This is a genomic window from Chitinophaga pinensis, from assembly GCF_007896845.1.
Lineage (GTDB): Bacteria > Bacteroidota > Bacteroidia > Chitinophagales > Chitinophagaceae > Chitinophaga > Chitinophaga pinensis_C.
In genome coordinates this window covers 280,039-293,333 of sequence record NZ_VOHS01000006.1, presented here as the reverse complement: position 1 = coordinate 293,333, position 13,295 = coordinate 280,039, and the positions used below count along the sequence as shown (strand labels likewise).

Genomic DNA, 13,295 nt, shown 5'->3' with positions numbered 1-13,295 from the left:
TGACATGAGCCTTGGCAAATTCTTTAAGGCCCTCAGGGACCTTCGGCTCATCCAACAGAAACGGCAATGGATTTGCTGGTTATCGCCGCAATGATGTATGGTGCTGATACCAGGATAAACCGTGAAGAGCAAGGTGAAGATTCCTGGACCAGAATGATCGACCTGTATGTACCGGTTAGCGATCCGGGGCTATGGCAGCAGCAGGCAGATAATATACAGAAGATCTTCCGGTTCCTAACCGGTGACATTTGGACCTTAAATTTTAGGCCCCGCCATGCAGATCATATGGCCATAGCACCTCAGCCTAGTAGGATCCGTCGATTTCAGATGCCATATAAGACCGATACCGTCTGTTTATTCTCCGGTGGGATGGATAGCTTTATTGGCGCCATTGATCTCATAAGCCAAGGGATACGCCACTATTGGTGGGCCATTCAAAAAGCAGCGACGTGACCCCATTCCAGAAAGAGTGCTTCGATGCCATCAATGGAGCGTACCCGCCGGCACAGAAGCTGGCCCGCGCTACTCTTTCATTAGAATTCCCAAGCAAAACTTGTTTGGTAGTGAGGACCATACAGAGCGGGGACGCTCATTCCTGTTCCTTTCGCTCGGGATGATTGTCGCTTCCTGCCTGGACGCAGCCTCCCGGTTAGTGGTGCCAGAGAACGGCATGATTAGCTTAAATCTCCCTTAACCCCACTTCGCATCGGTTCCCACAGTACCAGGACGACCCACCCTCACTACATGGAGATGATGCGCCAGCTATCCCGCAATATTGGGCTTGGCGTACAAATTGAGAACCCTTATCAGTTCAAGACAAAAGGAGAGATGTTGCGCGAATGTGGTAACATCCCATTGGTTCAAAGCACCAATACGATGTCCTGCAGTCACCCCAGTGGAAGATTCGCGGGCCAGGGAAATGGTCATTGTGGGTATTGTGTCCCCTGTATCATACGGCAATCCGCTTATCTGGCCGCCAATGTTCAAGACCGCTCCATATACAGGGTGCCAGTTATTGGTCAAACGGTAGCAATAGACCGGGCAGAAGGGGCGGATATATTAGCATTTAAATACATGATTGAGAAGACTAGCCAAAATCCGAGCTATCTTACAACGGTGATTCGGTCTACGGGCCCCCTTGGAACAAATATTGATCCCTACATAGATATTATACAAGGGGTTTACGTGAGGTGGACCAGATGGTTAGTCAAATTCAACTACGATGATAGCATTAGTTGACACACATTGTCATCTTGATTTATTCGAAAACATACAAGGAAGGGTTATTGAAGAAGATCTCCTGGGAATTAAAACGATTACTGTTACAAACGCGCCACGTTTTTACAGGCCCAACCAGGATTTGTTTCGCGAGTGCGGTAACATACGGGTGGCGCTTGGATTTCATCCTCAGCTAGTACAACAGTATAAGGACGATCTCGGCATATTCGAAAGCCTGATTAGTCAGACGAAATATATCGGTGAGATTGGCCTGGATGGCTCCAAGGAGTATCAGTCCACCTATACCATACAGCTTGGCATATATAAGGGAATTTTGGCTGCTCTCGCAAGGACGGAAGGCAAAGTGGTTACTATGCACTCACGCAATGCCGCCGCAGAAGTAATCGAGCTGTTGAATAAGCAGCAGGCCAGGACTAGAAACAAGTTTATTCTCCATTGGTTTACCGGTACATTAACCGAGCTGCGGCAAGCGATCAAAATTGGCTGCTATTTTTCCATAAATCACAAGATGATAATAGTGAAAAGGCAGAAATTTAATCAAAGAAATACCACTTGACAAGCTTCTTACTGAAACTGACGCTCCGTTTACTTTTGCTGGAAATTTCCAATCACGGATAAAAAGCCTAGAGGCCACTATTAGTGGGCTTTCGGTGATATGCAAAACAACTCCAAGTGAAATGAAAGGTATAGTTTATGAGAATTTACGTTCAATTATTGTTTGAATCCAAATAGTGAAGATGCTAGCCACTATTGTATGCTGTAAACGGCTTCATTGCAAGATCAGTCGTGCTGTTCAATAATATTTATATTATCAAAATACAAGGCCAGCGACTTTAAAATCAAAACACCAACTGGATTAAATAATGTCTGTTTTTATAGACTTCCAATTATTTGATGCTTGTTTGTTCTCCACCTGGAAAGTGCGCAAGTACAAAACCAATTATGAAGCAGCATTTCTTTCATTATATCGCTTGTTTGCCGTTTCGATCCTAGAAAAAACACATTCAAATTGTCGTGACAGTAGATTGGATATAATCTTCGAAAAGACTTTAAGAATATTGCTTATGTCAGAAGGCTCATCTATCTTTTTAGTAATAAAAAATAGGACACCATTTGAATCGCCATTCTCACATACCATAGGAATGCCAATAGAAAAAATCGAATAGTGAGCTCCTTCGATTTCAACTACAACATAGTCATAGTGGCAATTGTTAAACGCGGCTTCTAAAGAGTGACGAATCTTTAATCTTGCACCGTTAACTTGCGTTTCAGTTAGTAATCCTTTTCCAATGAAATCTGACATATTTAGGTCATCCTTTAAAAAAAATATCCCAGAATCATAGCAGCTATTGACATCAATTGGAAGGTTATTCCAGTCGGAAGGCGGGACTAAAAAATTTTCCACGTACATGCCTACCGTGAATAAACTATGGCTAGACTTAAATATGTATTTCGAATTTTCTATAAGAGGATTAATACTTCCAGATAGGTTGGAGATTAAATCGTTGCTACAAAACGAATCCTGAATCGCCTCGATCTCCTCTTGAGTCCTATTCAAATTACACGTTTGTTCGTTTAAACTTCCGATGGCATCGGCGACATAACCGTATATCTCAGTTCTTCTACTGAGTTCTAATTTGGTTTCTTGCAATTCAAAATGTGCTCTCAAATCATCTGCATAAGTCTCGGGAATTAGCAACGAACTTACCTGCAGTATTGCGATCAAAGTATATAGTAAACTTAATATTACTGTTAGCCAGATCCAACCACTAGGATTATTGTCACCCGTCATTTTGTTCGTTGCGATCCCTATCCCAATAACAAAAACTATTTCAAAAAACTTTAGTAGCAATAAGGATGTCCTCAAGGTTTTCAATAACCTAGTGAGCTTAATTACTAAGTTCTCCATAATATTTAAATTAGAGGTCAAATCTCATAAATTGCATTAGAGATTCCATTTAGTTGATGAAAATATGAAGAAAATAATAATAACACCAATATAAATATCAAATCCTTGCTTGATTTCCTCCCGTAGATTAACTGCAAATTCCTTTACTTCATGTGCAAAATATGTATTCAGTTGATCTCTACATCAGGGTAAGCACTGATGAACAAGCCGACAGAGGCTTTTCGCAACGCTATCAGGAAGAAGTGTTGAAAAGGCACTGCGAATTAAACCAGATACAGGTAAACGCTGTGCTCTTTGATGACCACTCTGCAAAGGATTTCAATCGCCCTGAATGGAATAGGCTACTTCGGTTGTATAAGAAAAGTAAAAAGGATAGGCCCAGACAAATTCTCTTCACAAAGTGGGATAGATTTAGTAGGAACACCGGTGATGCATATTCCATGATCCGTACCTTAGAAGTGCTGGGAATAGGCGTTACTGCAATTGAGCAGCCACTAGATCTCAGCATTCCCGAAAACAGGCTTATACTTGCTGTATATCTTGCAACTCCTGAAGTCGAAAATATCAGGAGAGGACTGAATATTAAGCAAGGAATCCGAAGAGCGAAAAAAGAAGGGCGTTGTACAGGAATGGCCCCTGTTGGCTTCGTCAACATGACTATGGAAAACGGGCAGAAGTATATTACTCCAGTTAACCCATTAGCAGATATCATGCGCATGGCTTTCGAACGGATTGCTGCAAAAATTAACAATATCGCTCAAGCTTACCAATTTGCAGTCGACAACGGATTTAATAAAAGCAAAAACTGCTTCTGGCGTGCAATCAGAAATCCTCTATGCTGTGGTAAAGTACTCATCCCAGCAACTGAAACAGAAATAGAGCGATATGTTAAAGGTATCCATACTCCAATAATATCTGAAGCGACCTTTTTTAAGGTTCAGCAGATTATCAATCACAAAAAGCAGAAATCTCGTAAACGATCGCAAAATGAAGATCTACTGCCACTAAGAGGTTTTCTTATATGTAAGAGTTGTGGCAAAATAATGACTGGGAGTGGCTCACAAGGGAAAAGTAAAAAGTACTTTTATTACCATTGCCGGTCATCTTGTGGCTATCGTCTGCGGGCTGACAATGCACATCAATTGCTTTACGACGTATTACGGTCCTTTCAGCTTTCCGAGACATATTTACCATTTTGTGAGAAAGTTCTGAAGCAAACTATTGCCAAGGAACAGTTATTCAAGACTCAAACAGCCTCTCACCTAACAAAGAGGATTAATGACCTAACTGATAAAATAAACCGATCAAGAGAGTTGTTACTTAAGGGTGATATTGATGGAAGCGACTACAAAAGGATTAAGTCAGACTGCGAAACAGATCTCAAAATCTTGACAGAGAAACTCGCTATGCAGCAAACGAAAAGCCGGCAACTTTCTAAAGATGTAAATGCAGGCCTAAAGTTTTTTTCGAAACTTCACCAGATTTACGATGAGGGGGATATACAAACAAAACAATTACTTCTTTCAGTGATTTTCAAAGATTACTTGATATCTGATGGCGGCAACATCTTTCAGACGAAGTTGAGCAATACAATGAATATCCTTTACGACCAGAACACGGCGTTCACAACACCTTGCTCTTGTATTAATTTTCGAGAAAGAATTTTTCCCTTATTTAGTTTAGAGGATCAATCAGATTTTGGTTGGCAAAACCATATTGCGCTACCCAATTAGACACTAGTAATAAAAAAAATGCTGAAAATCACCGTAAAGATGTTGCGAAATTCATTCAGTGGTTAGCAAGCTGCATTGTCGTTCACATAAACAAATTTCATGTATCTAACTAAAACAAAATAAAGTATATACAAATTACAGATTTAAATATTAATGTTCGACTCCCACCATCTTCCGCTAAAAATCCATAAAATCTGGCCCTTATTAAAGGAAAAATGTTAGGAAAGCCGATCAATTTTTGGCCTACTAGCAGTTTAGGTCTTTTATTAAAAATGAGCGTCTCAGACTTATTTAATCTGAAAATCAGTCAATTATGGACATAAAAAAAGACAACTTTTAAAAAGTTGTCTTTTTTTATTTTTTTCCCAGTTCTTCGACATGGGAAATCTGGCCAGTGGAGTCGGCGGGAATCGAACCCGCGTCCAAACATATCCGCCGAAAGCTTTCTACATGCTTATTTACGCATTAGTTTGTCGGGACCTTGCCAGGGGCGCAACTAACCAGCCTGGTCCGTATCCGTTTAGTTTCAGTACTCACTCACAGAAACCATGAGTACCTATTCCGCTAAAGTTTTGATTAGGCGGCGGCAGTTCTAGCAGACAGCAACTGCGGCGGCCAAAATGGGTGCGCTAATCGCTGATTAGGCAGCCATGGCGTAGTTAGATTCGCCAATTAAAGGTTGTATATTCAGATTTACGTGCTAATTATACAACGCACGACATGCTTACACTTTCAAAGATCTATGCTGTCAAAACCAGGCGACCCCAGTTTGCTTTCGCAGCTTACAAAGATATGACTATTTTATGAAATTTCAATAACATACTTATACTATACTCATCTTACGCTAATGCTACGTTCAAAACGTAGCATTAGCGTAAGATGAGTATAGTATAAGTACTAAAAAAGAGGCCATAAAGGCCTCTTTGATATAATCAAATGATTATCAGCTTATTTAAAAACACTTCGCCAGATATCCAGTCCGTTTGCATATAACAGCAGCCCGAACAGGATGATCATACCAACGATCTGTGCGTATTCAAGGAATTTCTCGCTTGGTTTACGGCCGGTAATGATCTCATACAGGAGGAACAGTACATGACCGCCATCCAGTGCCGGAATCGGCAGGATATTCATGAATGCCAGGATAATAGACAACAGTGCGGTCATTTCCCAGAAAGCGATCCAGTCCCAATGAGCAGGGAACAGGTTACCAATACTGATGAAACCACCCAGTGATTCATTGGCTTTTACTTCTTTGGAAACGAAGATCAGGCGCAGTTGCTGTACATATTTCACCAATGTATTGATACACTTGGAGAAACCTGCAGGAATGGCCTGTAATAAAGTATATTCTCTGGTAGCAAATTTGAAATCTTTCTCCGGATTTGCGGGAGCCATACCCACGGTACCATTTTCGGTCACATGTGGAAATAACTTAAGCGTATCGCCATTACGTAAAACCTCTACAGGAACGGTTTTATTCTTGTAATCCTGTAATACCTTTCTGAATTCGTGGAAATAGCTGGCAGGTACTCCATTCACAGCTAAGGTTTTATCACCTTTTCTGAAACCGGCTTTTTCCGCTGCAGATTTCGGTAATACCGTATCTACTACAAAAGGAATACGTACATCCATCAGGATGCCTTTTCTTTTGATCATTTCACGGATAAAACCAGCAGGGATCTTGATGTCAACAGGTTTACCATCACGCTCTACCTGAATGCTGGTCGCTTCGCGAAGGATGATCTCAGCAGGAATAGAACGGAAGACTTCAACCGGTTGGTTGTTCACAGATAATACCATGTCTCCGTCTTTCAGTCCAATGCTGCCAGCCAGAGAATCAACCGCGATACCATAAGTCAGGTTTTTGGTTGGCAGATAGCTTTCGCCCCAATGCCACAGCATCATCGCGTAGATCAAAAATCCGAGTATCAGGTTCACTGTCACACCGCCGATCATGATGATCAGGCGCTGCCAGGCTGGTTTGGAACGGAATTCCCATGGCTGTGGCGGTTTTGCCATCTGCTCACGGTCCATGCTCTCATCCACCATACCGGATATTTTTACATATCCGCCCAGTGGTAACCAGCCGATACCATATTCAGTATCTCCTTTTTTCTTTTTAAACAACGAAAACCAGGGGTCAAAGAACAGATAAAATTTTTCAACCCTTGCTTTAAAAAGCTTGGCGGGGATAAAGTGCCCAAGCTCGTGTAAAACGACCAGTATGGATAGTGACAGTATCAACTGCCCGGCCTTTACCAATATTTCTTGTGTGGTCATGTAGATGAATCTGACAGTAAATATATAATGTTATTAATCTATAGATAGTCCGGCAAATATAGGCGGTTCAACTGCAGTACAGCGTTAATGTAATATTAAATCACAATAGCATTGATCATGGAATTCGCGTATTCCCTGGCAGCCTGATCACTTTCGTAATAGTCGTGCAATGTAGGTTTTTCCACAAATGCCACCTTCGCCATTGTCTCTTCTATCACCTCTGTCATCTGCAGGAAACCGATTCTGTTCTTCAGGAAAGCGTGTACCACTTCTTCGTTCGCAGCGTTCATTACACAGGCAGCATTTCCTCCCTTATGCATTGCCTCAATAGCAATAGCGAGGTTGCGGAAAGTCTTGGTATCAGGCTGTTCGAATGTCAGTGTAGGATTATTCTTGAAAGAGAATTTCGGAAAATCGTTGGCTAATCTTTCCGGAAATCCTAATGCCAGTTGAATGGGTAATTTCATATCAGGTACGCCCAGCTGTGCTTTCAGCGAACCGTCTACAAATTCAACCATAGAGTGAATGATAGACTGCGGATGGATCACCACCTCGATCTTCTCAGGAGGCAGATTGAATAACCAGCGGGCTTCGATCATCTCCAGACCTTTATTCATCAGTGTTGCACAATCAATGGTGATCTTCGCCCCCATTCTCCAGTTAGGATGCTGCAACGCATGATCTTTTTTCACATTGATCAGAAAATTAGGTTTTTTACCGAGGAAAGGACCACCGGAAGCAGTCAGGATCACTTTATCCACTTTCCGCAGGTCTTCACCTAACAGACACTGAAAAATAGCTGAGTGTTCAGAATCTACTGGTACAACAGGTACGTTTCTCTTGTTGGCTGCTGCCATCACGATATCACCTGCAACCACGAGTGTTTCTTTATTGGCCAGGGCAATCGGGGTACCCTGTTCAATGGCAGCCAGTGTCGGCGCCAGACCGGCGAAGCCCATTACGGCCGCCAGCATCATATCAATCGTATTCCAGGCAGCTACTTCCACCATGGCTTTCGCACCCGCAAATACCTTAATACCTTTATCGAATAATGCGTCCTTTACCTTCTCGTACTGTGTTTCATCGGCTATTACCACCGCATTCGGACGAAATTTTAAAGCCTGTTCTATCAAAAGGTTGGCATTCTGCCCCCCTGTCAACACTTCCACGCTGAACTTGTCAGGATGTGCTTCAATCACCTCCAATGCCTGGATGCCAATAGATCCTGTGGAGCCAAAGATGGCTATGTTCTTCTTACTCATTGCTGCAATAATAAGGGAAATAAGACAATTAGGAATTAAGAATTAAGGATTAAGAATTATTCTCAGATATCACTGCAAATAATTCTTAACACCCAATTTTTATGTCCTAATTATAAAAGAAACTTACTCAGTTCATCTGCCAGTGTCCGGTCATTACTCAGACGCGGCACTTTGTTTTGTCCGCCGAGTTTACCAACCGACTTCATATAATCAATGAACCCATTCTTGCGTACCGGTCTGATTTTCAATGGCTGCAGGATAGCTCCGGTCAGCAGGTCATTATAATAAATGTTCTTCTCCTGCATATAAGCGTCTACCTTTTTCGCAAAGGCACTCAGATCGGCCGGCTGTTGTTCAAACTCTACAAACCACTCGTGGAAAGGCAATTCTCCATCCGGAGCAACCATCGGCGCCACAGTAAATTCAGTGATCTGCAGGTTTTCTTCTTTCGCCGCGCGCATCAGACTGTACTCCACTTCCTCTCCGATCACATGTTCTCCAAATGCGGAAATGAAATGTTTGATACGTCCGGTTACAAGCAGACGATATGGGTTAGTGGAAACAAATTTTACAGTATCTCCAATGTTGTAAGACCACAAACCGGCATTGGTGCTCACCACCAGTGCATAATTGACACCTACCTGCACATCACGCAGTGACAAACGGGTAGGGTTCGCGTCAAATATTTCATTGGCAGGAATGAATTCATAGAAAATGCCGGAATTGGTATTCAGCAGCAACCCTTTGTGCTCCTGCGTATCCTGAAAAGCAAAGAAACCTTCTGATGCAGGGAATGTTTCAATGGTGTTGATCGGACGACCAACAGCCGCCATCAGCTTCGCACGGTAAGGTTCAAAGTTTACACCACCATATACCAGTACATCCAGGTTTTTGAACAGCTCTCCGACAGATTTTCCACTTCTTTCAATCAGTCTGTCAAAATACATCTGCATCCATGGTGGAATACCACTGATCAGACGCATATCTTCATTGATAGTTTCATCAACGATCTTGTCCAGCTTGGTTTCCCAGTCTTCTATACAGTTTGTTTCATACGTTGGTAACTGATTCGTACGCAGATAACGGGGTACGTGGTGATTCACGATACCACTAAGACGACCATATGGAATACCACCTACCCTTTCCAGAATAGGAGAACCGGATAAGAATATGAGTTTACCATCTGCAAACTCCGTTCTGCCTGTTTCTGCCATATAGTTCAGCAGTGCATTACGGGCAGTATCTATATGATTGGAAATCGAGTCCTTTGTAATAGGAATATATTTCACACCACTGGTGGTGCCTGAAGTTTTGGCCAGGTAAATCGGCTGTCCTTTCCACAATACATTCTGTTTGCCATCCTTTATCTTATTGATATAGGGCTTGAACTGTTCATAATCCCTCACAGGCACCGCCTGCTTGTAATCATTGTAGTTATTGATATTTCCGAAATGATGATCGTTTCCGAACTCAGTTTTCCTGCCTGTTTTAATCAACTCCTCCAGGATGGCCTCCTGGTCTTCTACCGCCCGTTGCATTTCCTTCCTGATCTTGTTGGCAACAATGGAAGCAAATGGTTTGGCAAGCAGTGATTTAAGCTTCATGCCCTTTTATTTTAGGATAAGAGAAAGGACAAATGTATAAAATAAAAATTGTTATAATAGTTGATATTACAAGGGTTCAGCAAGGATTGAGTATTAAGCGGAACATCAATACTGACACGGATTACAGCGAAATCAGCCGTGTGCGCAAAGATTGTAATTATCTATATTAAAATAAAGTATGTATCTTTGAAAATATAAATTGTATTTCTCAGTGGAATCAGCCTGTTTTCAGGTCTGATGGCAAAAAGCTGAGAAAACTTTGTCAATTAGAAAACAATTCCTAATTTTGCAGGAAATTATTTTTGGATAACTATGTTTGCAGTTGTAAAAATCGCAGGTCAGCAATTCAAAGTACAAAAAGACCAGGAAATCTTTGTACAACAGTTGCAGGGAAATATTGGAGATAAAGTGCAGTTCTCTGAAGTGTTGTTAGTAGATAATGGTGGTAAGCCGACCGTAGGTACTGATGTAAAATCAGTGGTAAAAGCAGAGATCCTGAGCCATGTTCAGGGTGATAAGGTAATTGCTTTCAAAATGAAACGCAGAAAAGGTTTCAGAAAGAAAGTTGGTCACCGTACACACTTTACAAAGATCCGGATCAACGAGATTGCTTAATTTTTATTTGATAAAGTTCTAAAATCGTACATAAGAAATGGCACATAAAAAAGGTGAAGGTAGCGTTAAGAACGGCCGTGATTCCCAAAGCAAAAGGCTGGGAGTAAAAATTTTTGGTGGTCAGGCAGCCGTATCTGGTAACATCATTGTTCGCCAGCGTGGTACCGTTTATCACCCAGGAGCTAACGTAGGAATTGGTAGAGATTTTACCATTTTCGCAGTTGCTGATGGTGTAGTTGAGTTCAGAAAAGGACGTGAAAACAAAACCATCGTTTCCGTAAAGTCAATTGACACCACTGCTCAGGCGTAAGTCTGGAACAGTGTTTGCCATAAAGTTTTTTCTAATACCCAATTTTAATTACTAACCCAAAATTCAAAAAACAATGGCAACAATTAAAAAAGCGGCTAAGAAAGCTGCTCCTAAAAAGGCTGCTGCTAAGAAAGCCGCTCCTAAAAAAGCTGCTGCTAAGAAAGCCGCTCCTAAAAAAGCTGCTGCTAAGAAAGCTGCTCCTAAAAAAGCTGCTGCTAAGAAAGCCGCTCCTAAAAAAGCTGCTGCTAAGAAAGCTGCTCCTAAAAAGGCTGCTGCTAAGAAAGCTGCTCCTAAAAAGGCTGCTGCTAAGAAAGCTGCTCCTAAAAAGGCTGCTGCTAAGAAAGCTGCTCCTAAAAAAGCCGCTGCTAAGAAAGCTGCTCCTAAGAAAGCTGCTGCTAAGAAAGCCGCTCCTAAAAAAGCTGCTGCTAAGAAAGCTGCTCCTAAGAAGAAAGCTGCTGCAAGGAAAAAAGCTACTAAACCAGCTGAAAATCCAAACTCAACTCCAGCGACAACCATCGCTCCAGAGTTGTAAGCTCGACTTTACAAACTGTAAAATAAAAGGTCCTGGCTACCGCCAGGATCTTTTTTTATTTATATATACCCCACCCTCAGTAAATTCGCATTTCAATTCTACTTATGCTCGATAATTACACTATTGCCGATAATTTCTCCCTGATCTCCAAACTAATGGACATACAGGGTGATAATAGTTTTAAAGCCAAGTCTTTCGCCAGCGCCGCATTTACCGTGGAGAAACTCCCCATGCAATTGCAGGTAACACCGCCGGAAGAAATTGCTAAGATCAAAGGCATTGGTGACTCCATCAGCAAAGCGATTCAGGAAATGCTACAGACAGGCAAATTTGCCGCCCTCGAAACATATCTCCTGAAAACACCTCCAGGCATTCTGGAGATGATGAAAATAAAAGGACTCGGACCCAAAAAAATAGCCACCATCTGGAAAGAACTGGAAGTAGAAAGTCTCGGTGAACTATTATACGCCTGTAATGAAAACCGACTGACCTTACTAAAAGGCTTCGGACAAAAAACGCAGGACGCTGTTAAACAAAGCATCGAATTCTATTTCAGCAATCAGGGCCGCTATCTCTATGCACAAGCAGAGGCATTGGCACTCTCCCTCGAAAAAGAATTCAGTCAGCTGCTGGCACCTTCCGCCGTTTCATTGACCGGACAGTTCCGTCGCAACGAAAATATTATCGATGAGATAGAATTTGTAGCAGCACTCCCCACTCCTTCCATACAGGAAAAATTGTCCATACTGCCGGCATTAACTGCTGTTACTTCCAGTGAAGAAGCACTCGTTTGGCAACACGAACAACACATAAAAATCAAAGTCTATCCTGCCACAACAGAAGACTTCAATAAGACATTATTCACCACGACTGCTTCTGCTTCATTTCTGGAGCATTTCAAGGCATCACTTGACCTGAATAGCATTCCTGCCAATGCTACAGAAGAAGCGATCTTTACACAGGCAGGAATGGATTATATTGAGCCTTGTCTGCGTAACGGCGGATTAGCTATTGATCTCGCAAAAAAGAAACAACTGCCGGTACTGATCACACACAAAGACATCAAAGGCATCATTCATAGTCATAGCACCTGGAGCGATGGAGAACATACTCTGCAACAAATGGCTACAACAGCCAAAGAACAAGGCTTTGAATATCTGGTAATCAGTGATCACTCACGCTCTGCCTTCTATGCAAATGGACTCAGCATCGAGCGCATACAAGCGCAACATGCAGAGATCGATGAGCTGAACAAACAACTCGCACCATTCCGTATTTTCAAAAGCGTAGAAGCTGATATACTCAACGATGGTAGCCTCGACTACCCGGATGAAATACTCGCCTCATTCGATCTCGTTATTGCATCTGTACACTCCAATCTTAAAATGAGTGAAGAAAAAGCAATGGCGCGACTCCTGAAAGCAATAGAAAATCCTTACACCACTATACTCGGTCATATGACCGGACGTCTTCTACTCAGCCGCAACGGCTATCCTGTCAATCATCAGGAGATCATTGATGCATGCGCTACACACAATGTGGTTATTGAGATCAATGCACACCCACGTCGTCTTGATATCGACTGGGAATGGATTCCATACGCACTGGAAAAAAATGTATTGTTATCCATCGATCCGGATGCACACAGCACTGACGGCTTCCATGATATTTATTACGGTACACTCGCTGCACGTAAAGGCGGACTCACCGCTGCACATAACCTGAGCAGTTTCACCGCCGCCGAACTGGAAACATTCATCAGCAAAAAGAAAAAATAGCGCAGAACAGCCAACTAAAAACAAGAGAGC

The 13,295-nt window shown here is 42.2% G+C and carries 11 protein-coding genes, 1 other RNA gene and 1 pseudogene; 8 read left to right on the top strand and 5 right to left on the bottom strand.

Annotated features, from left to right (window positions below):
- The first annotated feature begins 66 nt into the window (after window positions 1–66).
- The 3 genes and pseudogenes from FEF09_RS09025 to qatD all read left to right on the top strand — a co-directional run bounded on the left by FEF09_RS09025 (window position 67) and on the right by qatD (window position 1,961).
- Entirely contained in the window at window positions 67–453 is a 387-nt protein-coding gene (locus FEF09_RS09025; protein WP_146304794.1) for a hypothetical protein, read from the top strand.
- A gap of 291 nt (window positions 454–744) precedes the next feature.
- Window positions 745–1,239 carry a 7-cyano-7-deazaguanine synthase gene (locus tag FEF09_RS34695; RefSeq protein ID WP_186774249.1) on the top strand — a complete coding sequence of 165 codons (495 nt, stop codon included), beginning with the start codon at window positions 745–747 and terminating at the stop codon, window positions 1,237–1,239.
- Window positions 1,223–1,961 (top strand): annotated as a pseudogene (qatD, locus tag FEF09_RS09015) (Qat anti-phage system TatD family nuclease QatD). The gene FEF09_RS34695 and the pseudogene qatD overlap by 17 nt, the downstream one beginning before the upstream one ends.
- A 218-nt stretch (window positions 1,962–2,179) precedes the next feature.
- Here qatD and FEF09_RS09005 read toward each other — a convergent pair.
- Entirely contained in the window at window positions 2,180–3,148 is a 969-nt protein-coding gene (locus FEF09_RS09005; RefSeq protein WP_146304792.1) for a hypothetical protein, read from the bottom strand.
- Window positions 3,149–3,309: 161 nt separating this feature from the next.
- Here FEF09_RS09005 and FEF09_RS09000 point away from each other — a divergent pair, with 161 nt between their 5' ends.
- Entirely contained in the window at window positions 3,310–4,881 is a 1,572-nt protein-coding gene (locus FEF09_RS09000; protein WP_261387394.1) for a recombinase family protein, read from the top strand.
- Between the two features lie 392 nt (window positions 4,882–5,273).
- On the opposite strand, the gene ssrA is transcribed toward FEF09_RS09000, so the two are convergent.
- From ssrA to FEF09_RS08980, 4 genes are all read right to left on the bottom strand, one after another.
- Window positions 5,274–5,647: a transfer-messenger RNA gene (ssrA, locus tag FEF09_RS08995) on the bottom strand.
- Window positions 5,648–5,829: 182 nt separating this feature from the next.
- Entirely contained in the window at window positions 5,830–7,164 is a 1,335-nt protein-coding gene (gene rseP / locus FEF09_RS08990; protein WP_146304790.1) for an RIP metalloprotease RseP, read from the bottom strand.
- 95 nt (window positions 7,165–7,259) lie between these two features.
- The gene (locus FEF09_RS08985) at window positions 7,260–8,426 is read right to left on the bottom strand and encodes a 1-deoxy-D-xylulose-5-phosphate reductoisomerase (RefSeq protein WP_146304789.1); all 1,167 of its coding nucleotides are present in this window, start codon (window positions 8,424–8,426) and stop codon (window positions 7,260–7,262) included.
- 110 nt (window positions 8,427–8,536) lie between these two features.
- Window positions 8,537–10,030, bottom strand: a complete 1,494-nt coding sequence (locus FEF09_RS08980) for a GH3 auxin-responsive promoter family protein (protein WP_146304788.1) — start codon at window positions 10,028–10,030, stop codon at window positions 8,537–8,539.
- 312 nt (window positions 10,031–10,342) lie between these two features.
- Between FEF09_RS08980 and rplU the strand changes: the two genes are divergently transcribed.
- The 4 genes from rplU (at window position 10,343) to FEF09_RS08960 (ending at window position 13,265) form a co-directional block, all read left to right on the top strand.
- Window positions 10,343–10,645, top strand: a complete 303-nt coding sequence (rplU, locus tag FEF09_RS08975) for a 50S ribosomal protein L21 (protein WP_012789718.1) — start codon at window positions 10,343–10,345, stop codon at window positions 10,643–10,645.
- A gap of 37 nt (window positions 10,646–10,682) precedes the next feature.
- Window positions 10,683–10,955, top strand: coding sequence for a 50S ribosomal protein L27 (rpmA, locus tag FEF09_RS08970; protein WP_146304787.1), 273 nt, complete (start codon window positions 10,683–10,685; stop codon window positions 10,953–10,955).
- Between the two features lie 73 nt (window positions 10,956–11,028).
- Complete coding sequence (locus FEF09_RS08965; protein WP_146304786.1) at window positions 11,029–11,487, top strand: histone H1-like repetitive region-containing protein; 459 nt, start codon at window positions 11,029–11,031, stop codon at window positions 11,485–11,487.
- 104 nt (window positions 11,488–11,591) lie between these two features.
- The gene (locus tag FEF09_RS08960) at window positions 11,592–13,265 is read left to right on the top strand and encodes a DNA polymerase/3'-5' exonuclease PolX (protein ID WP_146304785.1); all 1,674 of its coding nucleotides are present in this window, start codon (window positions 11,592–11,594) and stop codon (window positions 13,263–13,265) included.
- Window positions 13,266–13,295 lie beyond the last annotated feature (30 nt).

What these genes read in the sequence shown, in the direction of transcription:
- FEF09_RS09000 (WP_261387394.1), top strand. Translation starts at nt 3,310, where the DNA reads ATGTATTCAGTTGATCTCTACATCAGGGTAAGCACTGATGAACAAGCC.
- FEF09_RS08980 (WP_146304788.1), bottom strand. Translation starts at nt 10,030, where the DNA reads ATGAAGCTTAAATCACTGCTTGCCAAACCATTTGCTTCCATTGTTGCC.
- FEF09_RS34695 (WP_186774249.1), top strand. Translation starts at nt 745, where the DNA reads ATGGAGATGATGCGCCAGCTATCCCGCAATATTGGGCTTGGCGTACAA.
- FEF09_RS08960 (WP_146304785.1), top strand. Translation starts at nt 11,592, where the DNA reads ATGCTCGATAATTACACTATTGCCGATAATTTCTCCCTGATCTCCAAA.
- FEF09_RS09025 (WP_146304794.1), top strand. Translation starts at nt 67, where the DNA reads ATGGATTTGCTGGTTATCGCCGCAATGATGTATGGTGCTGATACCAGG.
- rseP (WP_146304790.1), bottom strand. Translation starts at nt 7,164, where the DNA reads ATGACCACACAAGAAATATTGGTAAAGGCCGGGCAGTTGATACTGTCA.
- rplU (WP_012789718.1), top strand. Translation starts at nt 10,343, where the DNA reads ATGTTTGCAGTTGTAAAAATCGCAGGTCAGCAATTCAAAGTACAAAAA.
- FEF09_RS08965 (WP_146304786.1), top strand. Translation starts at nt 11,029, where the DNA reads ATGGCAACAATTAAAAAAGCGGCTAAGAAAGCTGCTCCTAAAAAGGCT.
- rpmA (WP_146304787.1), top strand. Translation starts at nt 10,683, where the DNA reads ATGGCACATAAAAAAGGTGAAGGTAGCGTTAAGAACGGCCGTGATTCC.
- FEF09_RS09005 (WP_146304792.1), bottom strand. Translation starts at nt 3,148, where the DNA reads ATGGAGAACTTAGTAATTAAGCTCACTAGGTTATTGAAAACCTTGAGG.
- FEF09_RS08985 (WP_146304789.1), bottom strand. Translation starts at nt 8,426, where the DNA reads ATGAGTAAGAAGAACATAGCCATCTTTGGCTCCACAGGATCTATTGGC.